The sequence below is a fragment of the Neobacillus mesonae genome (genome assembly GCF_001636315.1).
GTDB lineage: Bacteria > Bacillota > Bacilli > Bacillales > Cytobacillaceae > Neobacillus > Neobacillus mesonae.
The window spans coordinates 2,177,570-2,201,088 of the sequence record NZ_KV440949.1; the positions used below are offsets into that span (position 1 = coordinate 2,177,570).

The 23,519-nt window shown below is 41.0% G+C and carries 21 protein-coding genes; 4 read left to right on the forward strand and 17 right to left on the reverse strand.

Going from position 1 to position 23,519, the window contains the following annotated elements:
* The 3 genes from A6749_RS10345 to A6749_RS10355 all read right to left on the reverse strand — a co-directional run bounded on the left by A6749_RS10345 (window position 1) and on the right by A6749_RS10355 (window position 4,546).
* On the reverse strand, window positions 1–1,167 hold the full coding sequence (locus A6749_RS10345) for an ROK family transcriptional regulator (RefSeq protein ID WP_066389007.1): 1,167 nt from the start codon (window positions 1,165–1,167) through the stop codon (window positions 1–3).
* Between the two features lie 276 nt (window positions 1,168–1,443).
* A complete protein-coding gene (locus A6749_RS10350) occupies window positions 1,444–2,877 on the reverse strand; it encodes an aldehyde dehydrogenase family protein (RefSeq protein ID WP_066389010.1) in 1,434 nt (477 codons plus the stop codon).
* A gap of 34 nt (window positions 2,878–2,911) precedes the next feature.
* A complete protein-coding gene (locus tag A6749_RS10355) occupies window positions 2,912–4,546 on the reverse strand; it encodes an acetolactate synthase large subunit (RefSeq protein WP_066389014.1) in 1,635 nt (544 codons plus the stop codon).
* A gap of 238 nt (window positions 4,547–4,784) precedes the next feature.
* Between A6749_RS10355 and A6749_RS10360 the strand changes: the two genes are divergently transcribed.
* Together A6749_RS10360 and A6749_RS10365 are read left to right on the forward strand one after the other, a co-directional pair.
* Window positions 4,785–5,288: a CBO0543 family protein gene (locus A6749_RS10360; RefSeq protein WP_066389021.1), complete on the forward strand. Its 504-nt coding sequence runs from the start codon at window positions 4,785–4,787 to the stop codon at window positions 5,286–5,288.
* Window positions 5,278–5,766, forward strand: coding sequence for a CBO0543 family protein (locus A6749_RS10365; RefSeq protein ID WP_066389027.1), 489 nt, complete (start codon window positions 5,278–5,280; stop codon window positions 5,764–5,766). The genes A6749_RS10360 and A6749_RS10365 overlap by 11 nt, the downstream gene beginning before the upstream one ends.
* A 175-nt stretch (window positions 5,767–5,941) precedes the next feature.
* Here the strand turns inward: A6749_RS10365 and A6749_RS10370 are convergent, their stop codons facing one another.
* The 7 genes from A6749_RS10370 to A6749_RS10400 form a co-directional block, all read right to left on the reverse strand.
* Complete coding sequence (locus A6749_RS10370; RefSeq protein ID WP_084797787.1) at window positions 5,942–7,714, reverse strand: sigma 54-interacting transcriptional regulator; 1,773 nt, start codon at window positions 7,712–7,714, stop codon at window positions 5,942–5,944.
* 38 nt (window positions 7,715–7,752) lie between these two features.
* Window positions 7,753–8,724 carry an ABC transporter ATP-binding protein gene (locus A6749_RS10375; RefSeq protein ID WP_066389029.1) on the reverse strand — a complete coding sequence of 324 codons (972 nt, stop codon included), beginning with the start codon at window positions 8,722–8,724 and terminating at the stop codon, window positions 7,753–7,755.
* Entirely contained in the window at window positions 8,725–9,717 is a 993-nt protein-coding gene (locus A6749_RS10380) for an ABC transporter ATP-binding protein (protein ID WP_066389032.1), read from the reverse strand. It abuts the gene before it with no gap.
* An 18-nt stretch (window positions 9,718–9,735) separates the two neighbouring features.
* Window positions 9,736–10,641, reverse strand: coding sequence for an ABC transporter permease subunit (locus tag A6749_RS10385; RefSeq protein WP_084797789.1), 906 nt, complete (start codon window positions 10,639–10,641; stop codon window positions 9,736–9,738).
* Between the two features lie 17 nt (window positions 10,642–10,658).
* Window positions 10,659–11,579, reverse strand: coding sequence for a glutathione ABC transporter permease GsiC (gene gsiC / locus A6749_RS10390; protein WP_066389036.1), 921 nt, complete (start codon window positions 11,577–11,579; stop codon window positions 10,659–10,661).
* A gap of 61 nt (window positions 11,580–11,640) precedes the next feature.
* Window positions 11,641–13,257, reverse strand: coding sequence for a glutathione ABC transporter substrate-binding protein (locus tag A6749_RS10395; protein ID WP_330220441.1), 1,617 nt, complete (start codon window positions 13,255–13,257; stop codon window positions 11,641–11,643).
* A gap of 40 nt (window positions 13,258–13,297) precedes the next feature.
* A complete protein-coding gene (locus tag A6749_RS10400) occupies window positions 13,298–14,308 on the reverse strand; it encodes an asparaginase (RefSeq protein ID WP_066389042.1) in 1,011 nt (336 codons plus the stop codon).
* 153 nt (window positions 14,309–14,461) lie between these two features.
* Here A6749_RS10400 and A6749_RS10405 point away from each other — a divergent pair, with 153 nt between their 5' ends.
* A complete protein-coding gene (locus tag A6749_RS10405) occupies window positions 14,462–15,280 on the forward strand; it encodes a M55 family metallopeptidase (RefSeq protein WP_066389047.1) in 819 nt (272 codons plus the stop codon).
* A 46-nt stretch (window positions 15,281–15,326) separates the two neighbouring features.
* Here A6749_RS10405 and A6749_RS10410 read toward each other — a convergent pair whose 3' ends face one another.
* Entirely contained in the window at window positions 15,327–17,090 is a 1,764-nt protein-coding gene (locus A6749_RS10410) for a Rieske (2Fe-2S) protein (RefSeq protein WP_066389056.1), read from the reverse strand.
* Window positions 17,091–17,394: 304 nt separating this feature from the next.
* Between A6749_RS10410 and A6749_RS28375 the strand changes: the two genes are divergently transcribed.
* The gene (locus tag A6749_RS28375) at window positions 17,395–17,556 is read left to right on the forward strand and encodes a hypothetical protein (protein ID WP_161487135.1); all 162 of its coding nucleotides are present in this window, start codon (window positions 17,395–17,397) and stop codon (window positions 17,554–17,556) included.
* 452 nt (window positions 17,557–18,008) lie between these two features.
* Here the strand turns inward: A6749_RS28375 and A6749_RS10415 are convergent, their stop codons facing one another.
* From A6749_RS10415 to A6749_RS10440, 6 genes are read right to left on the reverse strand one after another with little or no spacing between them, the layout of a single operon-like run.
* Window positions 18,009–19,262, reverse strand: a complete 1,254-nt coding sequence (locus A6749_RS10415; protein WP_066389061.1) for a benzoate/H(+) symporter BenE family transporter — start codon at window positions 19,260–19,262, stop codon at window positions 18,009–18,011.
* 29 nt (window positions 19,263–19,291) lie between these two features.
* A complete protein-coding gene (locus A6749_RS10420; protein ID WP_066389068.1) occupies window positions 19,292–20,095 on the reverse strand; it encodes an enoyl-CoA hydratase/isomerase family protein in 804 nt (267 codons plus the stop codon).
* The gene (locus A6749_RS10425; protein ID WP_066389072.1) at window positions 20,095–21,651 is read right to left on the reverse strand and encodes a class I adenylate-forming enzyme family protein; all 1,557 of its coding nucleotides are present in this window, start codon (window positions 21,649–21,651) and stop codon (window positions 20,095–20,097) included. The genes A6749_RS10420 and A6749_RS10425 overlap by 1 nt, the downstream gene beginning before the upstream one ends.
* A complete protein-coding gene (locus tag A6749_RS10430) occupies window positions 21,651–22,163 on the reverse strand; it encodes a (2Fe-2S)-binding protein (RefSeq protein WP_066389076.1) in 513 nt (170 codons plus the stop codon). The genes A6749_RS10425 and A6749_RS10430 overlap by 1 nt, the downstream gene beginning before the upstream one ends.
* Complete coding sequence (locus A6749_RS10435) at window positions 22,138–23,040, reverse strand: FAD binding domain-containing protein (protein WP_066389082.1); 903 nt, start codon at window positions 23,038–23,040, stop codon at window positions 22,138–22,140. The genes A6749_RS10430 and A6749_RS10435 overlap by 26 nt, the downstream gene beginning before the upstream one ends.
* A 17-nt stretch (window positions 23,041–23,057) precedes the next feature.
* Complete coding sequence (locus A6749_RS10440; protein ID WP_066389084.1) at window positions 23,058–23,513, reverse strand: SRPBCC family protein; 456 nt, start codon at window positions 23,511–23,513, stop codon at window positions 23,058–23,060.
* Window positions 23,514–23,519: the final 6 nt, after the last annotated feature.

Here is a 23,519-nt window from a genome sequence, read left to right on the forward strand (position 1 = left end):
TTAAGCGCCGCCCTTGAAGTCTAAATTTTTGATTAATTTTCGCTGCACACTAAGTGCTGCACCTTTTACAACACCCATCCCTTTCATTTGAGTAACTAGCAATTCATATGAATAGGATTCGGGAAACCAAGTACTGTTTGAATGCTTCTCTATGATCAATTCTGCTATTTCCGGATAATCTTCTATTAAACTACCTGACAAAAATACCGCATCCGGATTATACGCACAGACAACATTTTTGATGGCTAATCCCGCATAGGTAGCCGCCTTTTCAAGGATATTGACAGCCCACTTCTCTTTTTCGTGGTACGCCGCAGCTAATTCGTCCATACTATCCATCGGTTGTGTTTTGGATGCTTCATCAAGCAAAAAGTCGATAGCAATGTATGTTTGCAAGCAGCCAAAATTACCGCATGGACAATAGGCACCGTAAGGATCCAGGGTCATATGGCCTATCTCACCCGACATATTATTTGTCCCCCGGTAAATCTCGCCGTCTGTGATAAGTGCCGAGCCAACCCCTTTACCAAACCCAAGCATCACCACGTTCTTGTAAGGAAGCGACGCACTCACATACTCCGCTAAAGCTTTTAACTTTAACTCATTATCAATGAAGACTTGCAAGTCTAGTTTTTGTTCCAGCAATTGTTTAAGAGGAACATTCCTCCAGTTAAACTGGGCCGAAAACTCCACGGTACCTTTTTCATTGTCTATTAACCCCGGCAGACCGATACAGACACCGGCAATACGAGCTTTATCAATTTGTTGTTCACGGATCAAATCATTTACCATCTGCTTGATAAACTCTACCACGTGTTCATAATGATCTGTGTTTGTTTGAAACGAGCGTGTGGTGATTAACTCGCCTATTAAATTCATCAAGCCAGCCCGAACAACCCCTACATCAATTTCAACCCCAACAAATACAACTGAATGCTCATTAGCCGTGTAATATGTAGCTTTTCGTCCCACTTCATCTGTTTCCAAATACACCTCTTTAATAAGCTGCTCTTCCTCTAAGGAGGCAACAATTCGGGAAGCTGACGTTGGACTCATGGCCATATGTTTGGCAATCTCAGCTCTAGAAATCGGTCCATTTTGAATGATGTATTCCAGAACTAAACTCTGATTCTGCTTCTTTAAAAAATTCTGATCTTTAACTCTCATTTTCTCCCTACTAACATGATGTAATTAATTAACTAGAACTTTATTGTGTTTTCGATAAAATGCGCTGATTTTATTGCGAACTCCCCATAACACTTGCTCAAATGGGGATTAATTTCTTCCATGGTGTTAATTATAATTTCAACCGCTTACACAGTCAAGAATATTCTTTCCATTTTAATTAATCAGTTAATTGGGACACGGGGACAGGTTCCTTGTCCCATTCGTACAACATAAAAAGGGACACGGTGCCTGTCCCCTTGTCCCTTGTCCCACTTATCAATGTTCATTTAGTTTGAAGCTAATAAATTTTTGCTCCATCATTTCATGCATTGCATATTTTATACCTTCTCTGCCGACACCGCTATCCTTCCAGCCTCCATAAGGCATGTTGTCAATCCGGAAGGTTGGAATGTCATTTATAATGACTCCGCCCGTTTCTAAGCGCTGTGCTGCATAAAAAGCCCGCTCAATACTTGGTGTAAAGATTCCTGAATTCAATCCGTAACGAGAGTCGTTAGCATCATTTATGGCTTCATCTAATGTATCAAATGGGAAAATACAAACGATCGGGCCAAAGATTTCAGAACGGAACACTTTTGAATCACGGTTTACATTCGTTAAAACGGTTGGTACCATGATATTCCCTTCCACTGTCCCGCCATACTCAATCTTTGCCCCTTCTTTAACGGCTTCCTCAAGCCAGCTCTGAAGCCGATCCAACGATTTTTTTGAAATGACGGCTGTAATGTTTGTTTTTTCATCAAGCGGTGAACCAATAACAAGCTCTTTCGTTCTGCGGATGAATCGATCTAAATATTCTTGATAAAGTGATTGATGGACATAAATTCGCTGAATAGAAATACATACTTGCCCATTATAGGAGAACGACCCCATCACACTGGGCTCAATTACGTTGTCAAGGTCGGCACCTTCATCAATGATCAACGGGGAGTTTGATCCCAGCTCAAGAGTAAGCTTACGAAACCCTGCCTGCTGTTGAATTATATGCCCGACTTCCACACTGCCTGTAAAGGTCACATTTTTTACATAAGGATGGCCTGTTAGGGTTTTACTTAAAACCTCGCCTTTACCTGGAATAATGTTGAGTACTCCATCTGGCAGCCCAGCCTCCTGAAAAATTTCAGCAAGTAACAAGGAACTTAAGGGTGTTTGTTCGGCCGGCTTTAAGACAATCGAATTCCCCGCCGCGATTGCCGGACCGACCTTGTGGGCGACAAGATTAAATGGGAAATTAAATGGAGTAATAGCAGTAACTACACCAATAGGCGTATGAATCGTAAATCCAAAGCGATTTTCTCCTCCTTTGGCTGCATCCATTGGAATTTGTTCACCATAATTACTCTTTGCTACTTCAGCCGCAAATTGATAGGTTTGAACAGTACGGCTAATTTCCTCACGAGCATTTCGAATGGATTTTGCTCCCTCAAGTGCGATGATTTTCGCACATTCCTCACTGCGTTGTTCAATGATGCCAGCGGCTTTTGCTAAAATTTCTGCACGGGCGTGCGCCGGATGGGATTTGAATGTTTGGAACGCTTCATGGGCATTCGTTATAGCTAGTTCGGCATCAGCCGGTTCCGCCTGTCCAATTTCGGCCAATTCCTCATTAGTGTGGGGATTATATAATGGTTCAAATGTCTTTGCCTCCCGCCACTGCCCGTCAATCCATAATTGCCATTTCTTACGCATTTATCAATTCCCTCCTTTTCCGTAACGATAGGTTCTATATTCTACAAATGTAATCCCCAAGTGTTTTCGATAGTTTGACGTTTTCTGAATAATCGACATCCACATCAATTAAAACAATTTCCTGACTAGCAATAGCTTTCTCTAAAGCAGGCAGCAAATCATCGGAATGGCTTACTTTCATACCCTTCACACCGAAACTTTTGGCAAACTCCAAAAAGTCCGGATCGGTAAAAGCAATATCACTTGAGCGATTAAATTTATTTAGTTGTTTCCACTCAATTAAACCGAACTTCGCATCATGAAAAATAACAATCACAAATGCCAGTCCAAGACGTTTTGCTGTTGCTAGTTCGACACCATTCATAAGAAAACCGCCATCCCCCGTAACAGCAATGACCGGTTTTTCAGGATGTGCCAGTTTTGCTGCTATCGCACCCGGCACCGCAATTCCCATCGAAGCCCATCCATTCGAGATAATGGTATGATTAGGCTTTTCCGGCTGATAGAGCCGCGCAATCCATAATTTATGTGCCCCAACATCTGAAATGATAATGGCTTCGCCTTTCTCAGCTTTTTTTATATCGGCAATGATTCTTTGCGGTTTAACAGGACTTCCAGATAGTTCATCAGATGCATGAAGTTTTTCAACCAGCTGCGCTTTTAACTTTTTCACTTCCGGCCAAAGCTCTTTACCTTCTACAAGAGGACTTAATGCTTCGATCCCCTCTTTCACATTACCGACTAATTCAGCTGCCAATGGATAGTAGGCATCCACTTCGGCAGGCAGACTATCAATATGGATAATCGGATTCATTGCTTCATCGTTCCAATATTTAGGTAAATACTCGACAAAATCATATCCCGCGGTAATAATAAGATCAGCTTGGTCAAATCCACAAAGTACATAATCCTTCGCCTGCATACCAACCGTATAAAGGGTTAATGGATGATTGGAAGGCAATACACCTTTGGCCATAAAAGTATTTACAACTGGAATATTCTTTGCTTCAGCAAATTCCCTTAGTGCTTTTGTTGCTCCATCACGAAAGACTCCATTCCCGGCTAAAATGATCGGTTTTTTTGCGCGGTTAATAACCTCTGCGGCCTTTTGGATTTCTCTTTTTGAAGGACTCGAAGCAGGTATAGGCGTGACTGGAAGAGGCTCACCCTCAGTTTCTGTCATCGCAATATCTTCCGGAAGCTCAATATGAACAGCACCAGGCTTTTCAAGGACTGCTTGTTTAAAAGCCTTCCGGACTATTTCAGGTATTGTATGGGCTACCCGAATTTGCTGATTCCATTTCGTTACTTTCTCAAAAACACCAATAATATCGACATATTGATGGGATTCCTTATGTATACGTTCAAGGCCGGCCTGGCCCGTGATGGCGACCACTGGTGCATGATCTAGATAGGCGTCCCCTATCCCTGTCAGTAAATTGGTTGCTCCTGGCCCAAGTGTAGCAAGGCAAACACCGGGTTTTCCTGTCAGGCGCCCGAAAACATCAGCCATAAAAGCAGCTGCCTGTTCATGATGAACAAGAATCAATTCAATATCTGAACCATTCAACGACTCAACAAAATCAGTATTTTCCTCACCAGGGATTCCAAATATATACCTAACACCCTCATTTTCTAAACACTTCACAAACAAATCCGAAGCCTTCAAATCTTATCCCCCAATCCATTTACTCATGCTTAATGCGCATAGATAGTTTCCTCTTTGAACTATGGAATTATGTATGGGACACAGGGACAGGTACCTTGTCCCACTATTACAACATCAACTGGGACACAGTGCCTGTCCCCTTGTCCCACCCCAGGCACCGCAATGAATATGATCAAGAAAATAGAAAATACTAACTGATATTACCTAATTACTTTAGCGGGATAGGAGTTTCAAAAACATGCGGATGGAGCATTTGATCCTGGTAGCAATGTGGCTGTTCGGTATCCTCGCCTCGATTCTGTTTATTCCAGCCAAAGATCGGCGCAAGGGTTTCTTTGCATTTTTAATGTTTCAAGCTATCATCTGGCTTTGCGATATGCCTTCTTTTAAATACGGTTTGTTTAGTGCGCCTGTACGGGAGCTGCCAAAAGCGACAGATCTCCCCCTTACCATTGATTATTTCTTTTATCCTGTATGGTTTGCCATATTTTACATTCATAAGAGGGTACAGGCCAATCTATTATCTAGAATGACATACTTTTTTGTTTGGGTCTCTGTAATCACATTGTTTGATATTGTTCTCGAAAGATATACAGATTTAATAGAATATGAAACCGTGCCCTGGTATGGAATGTGGATATATATAGTGATTCTCTTTTTCGTGAGTCAAGTCTGTTGTAATTGGTTCTTTAAGGACCAAACCTTATTTCAAGCAGAGCTGGAGCAAGCTAATGAGAATTGAATGGTGGATCTTGATATCGGTGTACATTGTGACAGCAGGACTTATTTTCTTCATACCGAAAAATAAAATCCGTCTTGCTGTTGTGGCGTTTTTATTTAAACAGATGATTACGTTTATTATTGGTTTAATGGTCTTCGAGTGGGGGCTGCTTGAATATCCTGTTCGATTATTTGCGTCGATTAATCGGACAAGCTTCACGTTTGAGTATTTTTCTTTCCCCATGGTTTGTGCCGTCTTTAATGTGTGGTTTCCCGCTCATCGAACTAAACTTATTCAATGGGGCTATTATGCTTCCTTTAGTTCTGTGCTGGTTATCATGGAAGTCATAATTGAAAAATACACCGAACTCATCAACTACATACACTGGGAATGGTATATTTCTTGGCTGTCAATATGTCTATCGCTTTTTATATCCCGTTTATTTTGTGTATGGTTTTTTGGAAAGGGGAGAACTAAGAACCCCCAAGGAGGCATTTAGGGGAATGGAGTAATTGGTTGATTTTCCACTTTTAGACTCAGAAGAATTGGATGATTAAATAAGGTAATTAAGAAATTCAATAATTTAGGGAGTAAAAAAATTAGTGATTGAATACGAGGCTGTTTTTTGAAAAGGGACACGGTGCCTGTCCCCTTGTCCTACCCTTGTCCCAGTTCTAGTCATTTTCGACATTACCATAGTTCCCCACTGTACTTATTCCGTTTAATCGGATCATTTGTAGGAATACTTCACCTTTTCTAGAAATGGTTGTTCCTGAACGCCCTTGACGAACATTCAATAATTCCAATTGATTAAGGACTTCAAGTCGTAATCGCAATTGTTGTTCCGAAAGAGTAAATCCATTTTCTCGAAGCCTTCCTTTAACAACCGTACGCCCATATGATTCACATTGTTTCTTACCTTGTTCAAATACTTCAAGTATTGCCAGGCTCTCTTCTAAAAATCCGTGTTCTTCAATATTGAATATTAGGTCATTTAATTCACTCTCCGTTATATCGGGCAGAGGCATAGATTCCTTTACATATTTTTGCAACCTTCCCTTAATATAAAACGGCAGCGACTCCAACGTTAATTCTTTTTCTACCAAACATGCCATATAGGAAACTGCATTAAATAATTCCCTGACATTTCCTGGCCAGGAATAATATTTTAGAAGGTTAATCATATCAGGTGGTATAACTAATTTTTCATGAAATAAGTGGGATTCCAGATATGTATGAATGAGTGATTCAAAATCTTCCATTCTCTCCGAAAGCGATGGAGTTTTACAAGGAAGTACAGCTAAATAATAAAATAAATCCTTACGAAATTTGCCTTCATCCACTAATAATGAAAGATCGTAATTACTAATTGTAATAACTCTTACCCGTACAGAAACGGGATGATGCCCGCCTATCCTAATAACTTGGCCTTCTTCCAGTGTTTGTAAAAGTCTGCCTTGCAGAGCTAATGGCAATTCATCTATATCTTCAATGCATATCGTCCCGCCATTAGCCATTTCAAAAAGTCCGGGAGTAATCTGTCCATCTAATTCACTACCATATAACTCTCTTTCGAGTACCTCCCGTGGCCTGCCGGAACAATTGATACTAAGATAAGGCCCTTCCTTATTGAAAGAATCATTGTGAATAGCCTGTGCAAGCATTCTCTTTCCAGTTCCGGTTTCCCCAAAGATATGTACCGGGTCGCTCATTTTAGCAAGTTTCCTTGCAATATATAATGTATCTTGCATTACCTTACTATTTGCGATAACATCTTCAAAATAATATTTAGCAGTTCCCCTGCCTATCCCCCATTTACTAAAGTATGCAGGGGTAATCTTAGAATGGCTGCTTTCATTAGATAATGCGACTAGAGATTTCATATAACGATTTGTTAAAAAAATTTGAGAACAATTAAGTCCAAGCAATGTAAATACTTCAAAAACGGTCTCCAAAGAAAGAACTCGATAACCTATATCTATTACTTCAAATCTCCCTTCTGGAACAAGTTGGATCTCTCCCGGGGTAATAACAAAATCAATATCTAAAGGAATTTCAGAATCGAGATTATAGCTATAATAGTTATGCTCAAACACTGCTTCTTGAAGTGCCTGGACTGTTTCATCTGTGGTTTGCTTTGTGTCGTTAACAACTAAAACATTTTTTCCTTTAGGAGATGAAAGCAGCTTAGCCATATTTACATAATTAAATCCACGTCCGGCAGTTACATATTTTACCCCCTCTGGCAAAAAGGGACGAACTAGTGGAAAAATAAAATTTGCACCTAATAGAACAATATCATCTTTAGAAATTTCCTCACGCGACAAATTATTTATAGAAATGGGACGAATCCTAATTAAATCCCCTGCAATTTCAGTCATTTGTTTTGAAATCATAGATAGGTATTCATCTTGGATAGAAATTACAATTAATTCCTTCTCGACCAAAGCACTTTCACTCCTTTAACCTTCGACGTCCATGATCTTTATTGATTATATAAATGACAAGCGGAATAGTGTCCTGGCTCAATCTCTTTTAGTTCTGGAACAACCGTTTTGCAAATTTCCATACAAGCACTGCAACGGGGATGGAAGGTGCATCCCGTTGGGGGATTTGATGGACTTGGAATATCTCCTTGCAATATAATTCGTTCCCTTTTTAAACGTGGATTGGCAATAGGGACAGCAGACATCAGGGCTTTCGTGTACGGATGTAATGGATTCTCGTATAATAATTCCTTCTCTGCAATTTCAACAATTCTTCCAAGGTACATAACACCTACACGGTCACTAATATGCTCTACAACACTCAAGTCATGGGATATAAAGAGGTAGGTTAAACCAAATTCCTTCTGTAAATCTTGCATAAGGTTTAATACTTGAGACTGAATTGAGACATCGAGCGCTGAAACAGGTTCGTCCGCTACGATAAGCTTGGGATTTACGGCAAGCGCACGAGCAATCCCAATCCTCTGTCGCTGGCCGCCACTGAATTCATGGGCATAACGATTCGCATGGTACGATGTAAGTCCAACATATTCTAACAGCTCGTGTACCCTTTTTTCTCTTTCTCTTTTTGTCATCATGCCATGAATAATCAAAGGCTCTGCAATAATATCTCCAATATTCATCCGTGGATTCAGGGAGGCATAAGGATCTTGGAAAATCATTTGTAACTCTTTTCTTGTTTCCTGTAATTGTTTATCATTTAAGTTACTAATGTCTCTTCCGTTAAACCAAATTTCTCCTTCAGTTGGCGCAATAAGTCTCATGATCATTCGGCCGGTTGTGGATTTTCCGCATCCACTTTCTCCAACCAACCCAATTGTTTCACCCTTGTGAATGGAAAGGGAAACTCCATCAACTGCGCGAACATAAGACTTTTTTTGCCCAAACAAGCCTTTTCTGACAGGAAAGTGCTTTTTTAAATTTTTAACATCTACCAACAACTCTGTCATTTAGTTTGCCTCCTTTGTCAGTTCCTTCTGATATAGGAAACAGCGACACTGATGCCCTTTTGAAATTTGTAACAAATCCGGATCATTTTCTTTACAAAAATCCATCGCTTGTGAACAGCGCGGTGCAAATTTGCAGCCTTTTGGCATATTAGCAGGGGTTGGAACATTACCCGGAATAGGATCAAGCCGATTCGTTTTTTGCCCAAGTTTTGGAATGGAGTTTAGCAATCCTTTTGTATAAGGATGTTTCGGGTTTTCAAAGATCTCGATAACGTCCGCTTCCTCTACAACTTTTCCCGCATACATCACGACTATGCGATCACACATTTCCGCTACAACACCTAAATCATGCGTAATCAGCATAATAGCTGTCCCTTTTTCTTTTTTTAGCTTTTTCATCAGTTCTAAGATTTGAGCTTGAATCGTTACATCTAGAGCTGTCGTTGGTTCATCAGCAATCAAAAGTGTTGGGTTGCATGACATCGCCATCGCAATCATCACCCTCTGTCTCATCCCGCCGGAGAGCTGATGCGGAAATTCATCTATTATTTCCTCGGCACGTGGAATCCCGACAAGCTTTAACATGTTAATGACATGTCCTCTCGTCTTTTTTTTGTCATATTTCAAATGCAGCTTAACCGCCTCACCAATTTGCTCTCCAATTTTATAGACTGGATTCAAAGAGGTCATCGGTTCCTGAAATATCATGGCTATTTCATTCCCACGTATTTCTCTCATCTCATCTTCCGGTATTGACAAAAGATTTTTCCCCTTGAAATGGATGGAGCCATCTACCACTCTTCCTGGAGTATGGCCAAGCAGCCGCATTACAGATAGCGAAGTGACACTTTTTCCACACCCAGATTCACCTACAATTCCTAGTGTTTCCCCCTCATTAATATATAGATCCACACCATTAACTGCAGGAATCTGTCGATTATCTACGAAAAAATAAGTTTTTAAGTTTGATAGTTCTAACAGCTTTTTGTCCATATAGTCGCTCCTTGTCTTTTAATCTTTCATTTTCGGATCAAGGGCATCCCGTAATCCATCGCCTAGTAGATTGAATGCAAGTACGGTTATAAAAATGGCTAATCCGGGGAAAAAGGTAACATGTGGAGCCGTATTTAAAAAGTCTCTCCCAGAACTAAGCATCGCCCCCCATTCCGGTGATGGAGGCTGGGCACCCAATCCTAAAAAGCTAAGACTGGCAGCCGTTAAAATCGATGTGCCAATCCTCATAGTAAAATACACAATAATACTTGAGACCGTTCCCGGAAAAATATGTTTCCAAATAATCCGTTTCGCCGGCGCTCCGATGGATCTTGCTGATTCAACATAAACAGTCGCTTTGATTGCAAGGGTGCTGCTTCGAACAATTCTTGCAAAGGTTGGAACACCGAAAATAGCTACCGCTATGACAACATTTCCAAGTCCTGGACCTAGAATGGCAATAATCCCAATGGCAAGCAAAATCCCCGGAAAAGCGAATAAAACGTCACAAAATCGCATGATGATGCTATCAATCCAGCCGCCATAGAAACCGCTAATGAGACCAAGGACGGTTCCAACAATAGCTCCCACTAATACAGAGCTTAAACCGACTAAAAGAGAAATTCTCGTTCCTTCAATAATCCGGCTAAATATATCTCTTCCAAAAGCATCCGTCCCAGCAAAATGATCCATTGAGGGCGTACTTAAAATATTTTCATAGTCTGCTTCTATGGAAGAATAGGGAGCAATTAACGGACCAAAAGCTGCAATGATAAATAGCAAAAAGACAAAGCATCCGGCTATCATAGCCATTCGCTGTTTTTTAAACTTCCTCCAAAACTCCTTAAACGGGGTTCGTACTTTTTCTTCTTCCTGTAGAGTTATCTGTTCATTCGATTGAACAACAATCGTACTATTCTCCAATTTTCTCCCCCCTCTTATTACTCATAACGAATTTGCGGATTCATTACCCCATATAAAATGTCTACAATTAAATTGATCAAAATGAACTCTAAGGCGAAAAGTAGCATTTCAGCTTGAATCAATGGATAATCGCGGAATGAGACAGAGTCAATTAACAACCGCCCAAGACCTGGCCAACTGAATACGGTCTCTACTACAATGGATCCCCCTAATAAAAAGCCAAACTGCAATCCGGTCATCGTCACAACAGGAATCATGGCATTTTTCAAAGCATGCTTCCACACTACGGCGTTTTCTTTAAGACCTTTTGCCCTTCCAGTACGAATATAGTCCTCTCTTAAAATATCCATCAGAGAAGAACGAGTAAAACGGGCAATGACAGCTGCTACTCCAGCTCCTAGAGTGAGGGACGGTAAAATATAACTTTTCCAAGAGTCAACTCCTCCAGTTGGAAACCATCCTAATTTAACAGAAAATAATTGAATCAGCATCAAACCAAGCCAAAAGGATGGTAACGAAATACCTGATACAGCACTAAACATCCCCGTATAATCCTGCCATTTATTCCTCTTTGTTGCCGATATAACGCCAATCAACAGTCCAAATACTATAGCCCAGGCCATACTCCAAACCGTTAACCAAAAGGTCGGCATAAATCTAACGGCAATCTCATCAAAGACTGGGCGCCTTGTCTTCATAGATGTGCCTAAATCTCCCTGAACCAAATTCCCTATATATGTAAAGTATTGTGACACGATTGGTTTATCTAGACCCAGTTCTTGACGTACAAGTTCTATATCCTTATGGCTCGCATCTGTTCCTGCTACAAGTCTTGCCGGATCCCCGGGTATCATATGAACAAACAGAAAAATAAAAATTGAAACAATGAAAAGGGTAGGGACCATTCCCAATAAGCGCTTTACAATATAGCGAAACATAACACTCCTCCTTCCGATATATAGCAAGCGCTAATTCATCATTAGCGCTTGCTGCTATTTTTTATCTTTTAATTTCAGCTTCCCTAGCATTCATGGATCCATCAGGAAGTAAGTAAACGCCTTCGAGATAATTCTTTTTCCCCGCCATTGTATCCTCTACAACCAAATAAGCCCAAGGTGAATCTTCCCAAATAATTTTCTGCATTTCAGCATAGGCTTCTTGGCGTTTTGTTGAATCTGCTGTCTGCAGTGCTGTGGTAATCAATTCATCTACCTTTTTATTTTCATAATAAGATACGTTATATGATTTTGGAGGTTTGGAATCTCCGCCTAACAATGGCCGAATTCCCCAATCCGCATCTCCAGTTGAAGAAGACCAGCCGCCATAGTAAAGTTCAACTTCAGCGTCTTTTGGATTTTGAACAGACCAAATTTTATCCGAAAGCGTCCCCGACTCCATTGGTACAACATTTACTTTAATGCCTACTAGTCCCAGCTGCTGTTGTATGAACTCCATAGCTTTTATTGCATCGGAGTTGTTTCCACCCCATACAGTTGTTTCGAAACCGTTTTCATAACCTGCCTCTTTTAATAATTTTTTTGCCTTTTCTGGATCATATGGGTATGGTGTTTGTTGGGAATAGAATTGAAGGTTAGCTGGAATAATGGAATCCATTTCACTTCCAAATCCACGATAAACTACCTTTAAGAATGCTTCTTTATTTATTGCATAGTTAATAGCTTGACGAACACGGACATCATTAAAAGGCTTCTTCATAGTATTCATGCTCATATAGCGTGCAACAATAGATGGTTTATTTTCTACGATAATTCCGTCCTTCCCATTAACAGCTTCCGCCTGTTCAGTCGGAATTGGGTAAATAAAGTCAGCTTCACCTGTCTGCAGCATGGCTACACGTGCACCATTTTCAGGTACAGGTTTGAACTTAATACCATCTACTTTTGGTAAGCCCTTTTGCCAATAGTCTGGGTTCTTTTCAACAGTTAAATGGTCACTTTGGTCCCATTCCATAAATTTGAATGGCCCCGTTCCAACAGGGTGCGTAGCTACATCTTTTCCATACTTTTCAATAGCAGCTGGGCTCATCATTCTTGCAGCTGGATGTGCAAAGTTATTTAACATCGCACCAAATGGTTCCTTTAAAGTAACTCGGAATGTGTATTCGTTTACTGCTTCTGTCTTTTCAACAAGTTCAAACATACTATAACGTTTTAATTTATTATCTGGATTTGCAACTCGGTCGATATTTACCTTTACAGCTTCCGCATTAAACGGGGTACCATCATGAAACTTGACACCCTGTTTTAACTTAAAAGTGAATACCTTTGCATCATCGCTAGCTTCGTAGCTTTCAGCTAATACAGGAATCATTTTCATATCTTTGTCAAAGCCAACAAGTCCTTCTAACATAGTGGATTGGATGGAACCAGACAATGTGTCATTTGTATCTTGCGGATCCATACTGATAAGGTTATCTTTGATTCCGATTGTAATGGAATTTCCCTCCTTTTTTACAATCGGTTGTGCTTCAGGATTCTTCTTTGTTTTCGATTTTTGGCCTTCTTCCGTACTAGACTTTCCGGAACATCCTGCAAGCATAAGGATTAAAGCCATTAAAATAGTTAGAAAAGCAGCAAGATTTCTGTTCTTTAACAATTCATTTCCCCCTTACTAAAATTTTATTTACAATAGTGCATTAGCACTTTTGCAACGTAAATGATGGAACAAGTTCACCAATCTTTTCACCACGGGCATTTTGTAATGCAGGACGGTAGTGATGCATTAAGCTGTTAATCTGTTCTTCATCCAAAAAGCCGAGTTGTCTAAATGTCTCAAGAACGGTTGGATAGACAGCGCGTCCATTTCCATCTTCTATTTTGATGGCAATTCCAATCCCGGTTTCCATATCCCCTGCTAAATAGACCGCTTCGGCTCCCGCCTTGCCAAATAATCGACCTTTAGCTGCCTTCATAAAGTCGGTACAAAAACGACCTGTTCCTGCGACCATTTCTGGATATTTCATCATTGCGGCAGTAATCCGATTAGCTGCTTTTGCTCGATCTTCTCCTAAAGAATCTGGTTGTGCCATTCTTGCAAATCCATAAGCCAATCGTTCTAATGGCAAAGCATGTACGGGTACGCCGCATCCATCTGTTCCCATTTCAATTTTTTCAATCGGATAATCCATAACCTCAGAAATCACTTTTAATATTCTTTGCTGTACAGGATGGCTAAGTAAATAATAGTCTTCCAACGTCTCACGATTATGTTTAGCAGTAATTAGCATCCCAGTATGTTTTCCAGAGCAATTGTTATATAAAGGTGTAAGATCTTTTCCAGATGCAAGCAAGTTCTTATATGTATCTTGTGAATGAGGAATATGTGTGCCACATTGTAAGAAAGTATCTTTAATATCAGCCCGTCCTAGAATATCTAGAACCCGGTCAGTATGTTGAGCCTCTCCGCTATGTGATGCACAGCATAACGATATATCCTGTTCACCTAGTTTGTAGTGGTCTGCAGCGCCTGTTTCTAGTACTGGAATAGCTTGCAATGGCTTTACAGAGGACCTTGCATAAGTTATCCGATACGGATTTCCTACTGAATAAAGCAATTTTCCGTCTGAATCAACGACAACTATATGCCCAGAATGAGAACTCTCCACTCTATTACCACGGTACACATCTACTAATTTTACGGGGTTCAAAATTAAACACCTCTTCTGTCTATTTAGACTTTTCTGAATTATCCCTCTAATTATATTATAAACTAAAAACCTATTTCAACCTATTTTTAAAAAAGGAAATGTATGAATTTTATAGAAATAGTAATTAATAGGGTTTATTAGGAGGGATTAAGTTTGAAAATTTTTATCTCAGCTGATATTGAAGGCGTAGCCGGTGTTGTTCATCGTGAGCATACTTCTCGAGATGGGCGGGAACATGATCGAGCAAGAATGTTAATGACGGAGGAGGTAAACGCGTGTATAGAGGGAGCCTTATCCAGCGGTGCAACCGAAGTTGTTGTGAACGATTCACATGGGACAATGCGTAATCTACTCTCGGAAACAATTCACCAATCCGCCGAGTATATTACAGGTTCCCCAAAACCTCTTGCAATGATGGAAGGAATCAGTTCAAATTATGATGCGGCTATTTTTCTAGGTTACCATTCAAGAATGGGAAATTACGGAGTATTGAATCATACTTTTCATGGAGGGGTCGTAGAAAATATTAGAATTAATAATAAAGACATGGGAGAATTCGCATTAAATGCAGGAATTGCAGGTCATTTTGGCGTGCCAGTCGTCCTTGTTTCAGGATGTCAACATACAGCTGATGAGGCTGTTGATTTCATTCCAGGAATCCAAACTGCAATCGTAAAACGTACGATTAATCGACAATCTGCACGAAACTTAAGTCCAAAAAGTGCACGGGATTTGATTAAAGAAAAGACGATAGTTTCTCTATCTCGTATCCCCGAAATCAAACCTGTTTCAATGCAAGGCCCTTTTCTAGTTGAAATCTCCTATCTACATTCAGGATTGGCAGATGCTGCTGGAATTTTGCCGATTGTAGAGAAAATTAATCCAAAAACCCATCGTTTTGAGACAGATGATTTCATCACCGCATTTCGGTTTATTCGCAGTTTAATTGCGATAGCTGGGGCTCTACATTAGGGACAGGAAAAGGGACACGGTGCCTGTCCCCGTGTCCCACTCATAATCATTCATCCTCAAACAATTTTTCCCCACGATGGAGACGCATGGCAATTCGTGCTGTGTGCGGGATTTCTCTTGCAGTTGGGGCATGGCCTGCTAAATAGCGTGTGGCTGCAATGATCAATGTTTCCTGTGCATATCTAGCAAACTCCGATTCCTCTCTCTCCCAATGATCGTGTTCGACCATTGCTGCTTCAAACATTTGAAAGGAATGAAACTCTGCATCCTCTCGTAATAAAGCGTGACCGAGCGTATTAAAGAGATCACTTTTATCACCGCCGCGTGCTAGGTAATTCACTACCCATCGAGCTGATTCTTCAACCTGTTGTTGCTTATTCATCATCTCTAGCAATTCAGAAGTTTTTTGTGGTTCAGCTTCTACATCCTTTGGTTCCGGTCTTCGTGCGGACGGTATATTGAGGAAACGATCAAGATAGACACTCATCGCACCATGGAAGACAGCTCGAGTCAATTCAGGTGTTGTCGAACGACGTAACGATTCATGTACCGCATGCGCGTGAGTAAAGGTATGAAGTACGGTAATCCAATCACTGAAATCATTTTGAACGTGAAAACGGGAGATCCTTTCAGCCGCCGCCAAAGCCACGTGCTGAGCCAAGCGGGCTGGGGAGACTCCACTTTTAAGCGCATCCAACATCATCTTCACCGTTTTTAAAGCATCATCTGATAAAATTTGCTTAACCAATGCGGCTTCATCGATATCAGCGTTTCCTTGTGAGGAGGCATCAGCAAGAATAGCAGGCAGTTCTTGGAATGCCCCCATCAATGGCTGGACCAAGTTCACAGGGGATTGCCAACTATGAGATTCTTCACTACGGGAAACATCAGCGATACCGGGCAACAAGGATGATAATACATATGGCCGGTGTTCTAAACCAATCTGATCCAGAATCTCGAATGCTTTATTATGAAAATCTAGCGAATGACCAGTATTGACATAAAAATGGTCTGTGATTGCTGTCATCATCATGTCAACAAGCTGCTCGTTCGAGAAGCCTAATTCAATCGCGGTCAAGAGCACGCGTTCAGCTCCCCGTGAATCACGAACCTCCACACAATGACGATACCATTCTGATAATTGCTTGAATGACTGGGCATTTTCTTTATCAGAGACAGGAAGTGCCCCAAGTAAAAAGCGTGTTCCCATTCCGGAACTTTCTCGTGCAACATGTACTAGACCTTGAAACAAGGCTAAAATCTGACCCGTTTTATCTAATTTTGGCAATACGTTCGTCATGGCTGTTAAGATCGTCAATCCAGAGCGCCAGCCGCTTTGACGATGTGTCGTTCCGAATTCGACACCGACCTTTGCGATCTTAGTCGCTGGAAAACCAGCTTCCATCAATCCTACTACCGCCTTGGCGATGACAAGACTCAAATTTTGTTCAAGACCTTCACGTAATCGCTGCTTTAATTTTTCGATTGTTACTTTATTAACAGGTACAGGGTGGACCCAAACCTCACCTTTCTTAATCTCGACAGGATAGGTAGAAACATCATCTGCCCATGGATCCAATGTTCCCCCACTTTTCACATCAAAGCGAGCATGATGCCAATGACAAGTTAAGATTCCGTCACAGATGCTTCCTGTATGAAGGGGAAAACCCATATGCGGACAACGGTTATCTATCGCGTAGACCTGCTTTTCATGAACGAACACTGCAATTGGATTACTTGCCCCTTTTATAACCTTTACACCTTCATCTTCAAGTGTCTTTAATGAACCTGCATGAATCAATTCTGACAATCGGATCACTCTCCCAACAATAGAATTCAATGGACCCTCTAAAAAGGATCAATGGAGGATGCACAAAGATTGTTCTCTACTACTATATATTATTGATGGAATGTAGGAATCCTTCAAAAGTTGAGACTTTTCTCATTCAAAAGTCTGAAAACTGTAAGAAAAACAAAACACAAGAATTAATTGAAAACTAGCTACATCAGTACCTGGAAGAGGCCTAATAAAAGGTCGAAACTTTTGTATAAAAATGGTAGTCTAGGCTGTAAAATATAGAAGTTCATTATTATTTTTTTGAGGAGCTACTGATATGGGTTGGAATACAGCACTTATTTTTTCGGGGTTATTATTGGTAATCTTTTTTGTTTTTGGATGCGAAAAGACAAAAGAAGCAAATCAGTGTCAGGCACCAAGTTATATTGTATACAAAATGCAGCCGCTGATCATACCAAAAGCGGCAGCTTTTATTTAAGAAACATACCCAAGAATAATCCTCAACCATCCATGAAGCAGAAAACCGTCCGTAACTACTGATAAAGTCCCCTTTTTTAAACTTTAACTTGCCTGTTGTGAGCAGGGGCCTGACGGTAGTCTAACCCTACCCAAGGCCCGCTTTTTGTACAATTAGTGAACTCTCCTCTCGTTTACCCAATGTTCACGAAACGATCAATTTCACTTAACCTAATCTTAACAATCTATTAGGATAATGAACTTGTAAAAACGATTCGGTCTAAAGAACACTTGATGGGGAAAGGAGTTTAAATATGAATAAAATTTTTTATAGTTAAAATCACAAAATTACACGTCATTTCGGGGTTTAACCAGGCAAGAGAATCAAAATTTTGTCAGTAATTCGGGCAGCGACAGTGGATTGCACCAGAATAAAAAGGAAGCATGAGAAACCTCATACTTCCAGTCTTTAAATTAAATCACACTATCAATATTCGTTACTTCATTTACTTTTATTTCTGATTTAAAAGAGTCAAAGTCTGTTTTTTCAATGATTAGTGATACGAGTACTCCGCCAATCAGTGCCCAGAATGGTGAACTAATGCCGTAAAAGCTGACACCCGACATAGCAATGACTAATGAGAAGAAAGCACCAATTTGGAACCTTCGTTCGGAGAAGGAGGCTTGCAGGGAGCTTACCAGCACCCCAATCATAGCCAGACCTGATACTGTTGAAACCAACGCACCGGGTAAAGCAGTTACAAAAGGAACCGCTACTCCCGCAATGATACCGAAACCGCCGAATAACACGGCGTTCACTACAACTGCACCATAACGTCCATCTTTATTGTCGCCCGCCTCTTTTGAGGAACAAATGGCGGTCATCGGGCCCGCAATATTGGCATTATGTGCACCGAAAAAGGAAGTGATCATTCCGCCGATTCCGCTCCAGACTGTCATTGAGTTGATTGGCGGCTTATAGCCTTCCGCCATTAAAACACCGATTGCCTGTGCATTCTCTGCCCCTATGACCAACAGAGCAAGCGGTATGCCAACCGAAACGATAGCATCAATACTAAAGGATGGTAACAATATTTGCGGAAGGCTTAATCCTGCATCCATCCCAGATGATTGAAAACCACCCATTAATGCCGCTAAAACGACACCAACGACAAAGGCCGATAGAATAGGTGGGATTTTTTTAATAAAACGAGAAGAAAATAAATAAACAACTATTGCTGCACCCGCGATGATAGGTGCCCCTTGAAGAGAAGTAATCATACCCGTTCCGAAACGTATCATTGCACCCACAATCATTGCCATGACAATCGGTACCGGAATCCATCTCATGACCTTGCCAATAAGCCCTGATATGCCTAAGATAAATACAATTACCCCGGCAACGAAATAGGCGCCCGATATTTCACTTAGAGAGTAGTGCTGCAAACCCGCGGCTACCAACACAGCCCCAGGTATAGAATAGGCCCCAACAATTGGCTGGCGATACTTTAAAGCTAAATAAAGTCCAATTAAGGCTCCAAAAAAATAAACTGCAAACAACCAGGAAATCGTTTGTTCCATTGACAACCCCGCATCTTTTGCCCCGCCAATGATGATTAAAGCTGGACCAGTACAGCCAAAAATGGCTGCAAGGGTCCCTGCACTAATGGTGTTAGCATTCAGATGCTTTGGAAGTAATTTCAGGCTTTCGCCAATTGAGTATTTCATACGTTCCCTCCCATTTTAAAAACAGAAATTTATTTACCTTGGAAATTAGGCTTTACCTTATTTCCAAAAGACTGGACACCTTCATTAAAATCCTCTGTTGAACGCAGCATGCCATAGGCAAAACCCTCAATTTCCATCCCCATGCTTAACGATGCATCTTGGGAAGCATTAAGAACACGCTTTAACACTTTTAAAGTCATAGGAGAAAGTCTAGTAAGATCCGCAACCAGTTTATCAACCTCTGCTTTCAGATTTTCCGGGCTTGTAACTGTCGTTAACAAACCCCATTGATGGGCTTCTTGTGCGGGTATACGACGTCCTCTCATAATCATATCTTTTGCGCGGCCAACACCAGCAATTTTGGCAATACGCTGTGAACCGCCGCTCCCTGGAATCATGCCTAGATTAATTTCTGGTAAAGCTAATTGTGTAGTATCTGCCGCTACACGGAAATCACAGGCCATAGCAATCTCAAGACCTACGCCAAATGTATAACCTTGTAATTGGGCAATCACCGGCTTGGGCGACCGTTCGGGTGCAGCCACATTCATGTGTAATTCGGACAGCACGGATGGATGCTGCTCCATGAATTCCGCAATATTCCCGCCAGAGCTAAACGCCTTTTCTCCTGCTCCTTTAATCACGATAACGCTTACATCATTGTCATGATCTAACTCAGCAAATATTTGGTTTAGGTGTGAGCGGGCAATAAAGCTTAACGTATTCATTTTCTCTGGTCGATCTAATGTAATCGTCGCTGTCTTTCTTTCTACATCCTTTTCTACTAAAATATGATCCCACTGATAAGTATTGCTATTATTAATTGTTGTCATTAGCTTATTCTCTCCTCTTTGATTGTTAGTTCTTTATAATTTTCTTTCATTTTTCTTCTTAAAATTTTACCAACAGGGCTTTTTGGAATCTCTTGAACAAAATAATACTCCCTAGGTCGTTTAAAGTTTGCTAGACTCTCAGATTGCTTACAGAAATGATCTAACTCTTCGGCTGATAATTTGGCGTTTCTGCCGACTACAAATGCGACAACCTTTTCTCCAAAGCGCTCATCTGGTACACCGATAACAGCTACCTCCAAAACCCCCGGATGGGAGGCTAAAACATCCTCCACCTCAAGTGGATGAATATTTTCCCCGCCTGAGATAATCATGTCATCCACACGCCCTACAACATACAAATCTCCATCTTCATCCAGTACTCCCATATCTCCGGTAAAATACCAGCCGCTTCTGATAGCCTTTTGATTGGCATCAGGACGATTCCAATATCCCTTAAAAGCTTCAATAGAATCGATATTAACAATAATTTCACCAGGAGATCCTTGTGGAACAAGATCATCAGGTGTAGAATATCCATCTGGATCGGGCGTAATAACCCTTAACTGTTGGTGGAAACCTGCTTTACCCGCACAACCTGGCTTTTTATCCAAATAGTCACAAATAGAGAAGGTATAAACCTCTGTACTGCCATAGTGATTCACGAACACATCCGGCTTAAGCTTCAGATAACAATCCTTTGTTAATTCGGTCGTCATTGATGCCCCGGCATATCCTATTTTTCGAAGGTTCTGTAAATTATAGGTATTAAAATCCTTATGATTTAACAAATCATGAATAATGGTCGGTACCAAATAGACACAGCTGATTTCTTCTTTTTCCAGCGCTGTTAGCATTTTAACTGTATCGTTATCAGGAATCATGACCAATTTTCCATTAATAAACGCCATAGAGAGAAGAGAACGCATCCCCATCGTATGATAAAGCGGCATCACTCCCAATGTCCCTTCATGCAGCACATATTGGTTTTGAATAATATGGGCGATGGCTGCACTATACTCATTCTTATGACTTCTCGGAACCCCTTTTGGCTTGCCTGTCGTCCCTGATGTATACAGCATTAAGCATGTATCATCAAAATGAATGGTTGGCTGGTCAAAATTTTCCTGTTCGTGGTTTAGAAGTTCTTCATACGTTACATCGGCACCCGTTGCACCCAATACACTCACTAGCAACGGCCGGTGTGTGTACTTTCCTTCCAGTGCTGCATTCTCACTGCTCGGTTCATAAATCACAGCTTTCGCATCAGCATTATTTACACAATAAGCAACTTCCTCTGTTGACAACCGGAAATTGATAGGTGTAAAAATCGCCCCAAGTTTTTGAATAGCCCAATATATAGCAACCATCTCTAAGCGGTTTTTTAAAATAATAACCACCCGGTCTCCTTTTTCAATCCCATGTTTTTGCAATGAATAAGCAAGCCTATTAATTCCCTGGTTAAATTCCCTATAGGATAATCGTTTACCATCTTGGACGATAGCTGTTTTATCTGGGAATCGATTCACCGCAAATTCAAACAATTTCCCGAGATCCACTAGTTTTCACCTTCTTTACATTCATTAGGTTTACATACCTTTTCGATGGCTTCAATAATTCCCGTGTAACCTGTACACCGGCATAGATGTCCGGAAAGCATTTCCTTAATTTCTTGCCTTGTAGGCTCTTCGCCGCTGTTCAGCATCTCTACGGATGACATTAAAATCCCTGGTGTACAAAAACCACATTGGAGGCCATGGCATTCGGTAAATGACTGTTGTAATGGATGCTGTTCTCCATCCTTAGCTAACCCTTCAACGGTTTGAATTTCAGCTCCGTTCGCTTGAACGGCAAACATTAAACAGCTTCGGACAGCTTTCCCATTGTACAGCACCGTACATGAACCGCACACACCATGCTCACACCCTACATGTGTTCCCGTAAGGCTAAGGTCATCTCTAATAAAGTCGCTGAGCAGCTTTCTAGGTTCTGCTTCTCCTTCCACCCCCCTTCCATTCACCGATAATGAAACTTTCACTTTCTCTTTATCTTGTACTGAGAGATTTGACATGTTCACCCTCCTTCCGTAATCCGCGATTGTATGCTTTTAACAGTGCTCTTCTTGTCATAACCTTTGTTAGATGCATCCTATATTCCCTTGAGGCGTGCAAGTCGGCATCAGGATCAGCTTCAACGATGGCCAGCTCCACTGCCCTTTCAAGGGTTTCTTCTGTAAGACTCTTACCTATTAAATAGTCCATCGCTTCCTCTGCAAGGAGGGGAACAGCATCCACTCCGCCTAATACAAGTCTCGCACTCTCAATTACTCCTGCCTCATCTACTGATAATAAGCAGGCAGCTGCTACTAAAGCAAAGTCACCATGTCTCCTGCTAAATTCTTCAAATGCATATCCATTAGGCTGGGTTAAAGAAACATGAATCTCGGTCAGGATGTCCTCTGGCATAAGCTCTGTTGTTAAATACGTGATAAAAAAGTCATTGATACTCGTTTTCCTAGTTCCATCTATACTATGGATCACGATTTCTGCATCCAGTGCTAGAAAGCAAAGCGGCAGCTCTGCACTAGGGTCGGCATGGGCGACACTTCCGCCAACGGTCCCTCTATTTCTCGTTTGAACATGACCGATAAATGGGATAGCTTCAGCCAATAAAGGAATATTGTTTTTTACAATATCATGCTGCTCCAAGTCTCTTTGAGCTGTAAGTGCGCCAATTTTCAACACTCCATCTTCTACCCGGATTCCCTCTAACTCTTTTATTTGATTAATATCGATTAAACACTCTGGCTCGGACATTCTCATATTTAAAATGGGAATAAAGCTTTGTCCCCCAGCAATGATTTTTCCTTCACTGCCGTATTCATCTAGAAGCTTCACCGCTTCTTCCAGGGATGATGGGCAATGGTAAGTAAATGCTGCCGGCTTCATGAGTATTCCCCCCTTTCTTATTCAGCAATATTTACTTTTTCTAACTCCTTTTTAATCTTTTTGAAAAAATCCTTAATGATTAGCTTGGCTACTCCGCCTAACATACGTTGTCCAATTGCGGCAACCTTCCCGCCAACTTGTGCCTCATATGTGTATTTAAGCTCTGTATTTTCACCATCTATGGGAACCAGCTGGATCAACGCTTCTGCATCCACAAACCCTGGTGCGCCTTCCCCATTTACGATTAACTTATATGAATTTGGCGGCTGCATGTCAGCAAGACGGATGGTTGCATCATATTTTCCTTTTACCGCTGCAACTCCAACAGAAAGGTCTGCAACATAGACATTTTCTTCCTTCTTATTTAATTCGTTACAGCCCATAATGCAGTTTTTCAAAACCTCAGGGTCTAACAAACTAGTAAAAACAGTTTCAACTTTTCCATTTAATTGAATTGCGCCTTCTCCATTCATCACAAT

Coding starts and splice junctions, on each gene's coding strand:
- A6749_RS10430 (WP_066389076.1), bottom strand. CDS start 22,163: ATGTCAAATCTCTCAGTACAAGATAAAGAGAAAGTGAAAGTTTCATTA.
- A6749_RS10345 (WP_066389007.1), bottom strand. CDS start 1,167: ATGAGAGTTAAAGATCAGAATTTTTTAAAGAAGCAGAATCAGAGTTTA.
- A6749_RS28375 (WP_161487135.1), top strand. CDS start 17,395: ATGGGTTGGAATACAGCACTTATTTTTTCGGGGTTATTATTGGTAATC.
- A6749_RS10420 (WP_066389068.1), bottom strand. CDS start 20,095: ATGACAACAATTAATAATAGCAATACTTATCAGTGGGATCATATTTTA.
- A6749_RS10415 (WP_066389061.1), bottom strand. CDS start 19,262: ATGAAATACTCAATTGGCGAAAGCCTGAAATTACTTCCAAAGCATCTG.
- A6749_RS10435 (WP_066389082.1), bottom strand. CDS start 23,040: ATGAAGCCGGCAGCATTTACTTACCATTGCCCATCATCCCTGGAAGAA.
- A6749_RS10360 (WP_066389021.1), top strand. CDS start 4,785: ATGCGGATGGAGCATTTGATCCTGGTAGCAATGTGGCTGTTCGGTATC.
- gsiC (WP_066389036.1), bottom strand. CDS start 11,579: ATGTTTCGCTATATTGTAAAGCGCTTATTGGGAATGGTCCCTACCCTT.
- A6749_RS10440 (WP_066389084.1), bottom strand. CDS start 23,513: ATGAATGGAGAAGGCGCAATTCAATTAAATGGAAAAGTTGAAACTGTT.
- A6749_RS10380 (WP_066389032.1), bottom strand. CDS start 9,717: ATGGACAAAAAGCTGTTAGAACTATCAAACTTAAAAACTTATTTTTTC.
- A6749_RS10365 (WP_066389027.1), top strand. CDS start 5,278: ATGAGAATTGAATGGTGGATCTTGATATCGGTGTACATTGTGACAGCA.
- A6749_RS10350 (WP_066389010.1), bottom strand. CDS start 2,877: ATGCGTAAGAAATGGCAATTATGGATTGACGGGCAGTGGCGGGAGGCA.
- A6749_RS10375 (WP_066389029.1), bottom strand. CDS start 8,724: ATGACAGAGTTGTTGGTAGATGTTAAAAATTTAAAAAAGCACTTTCCT.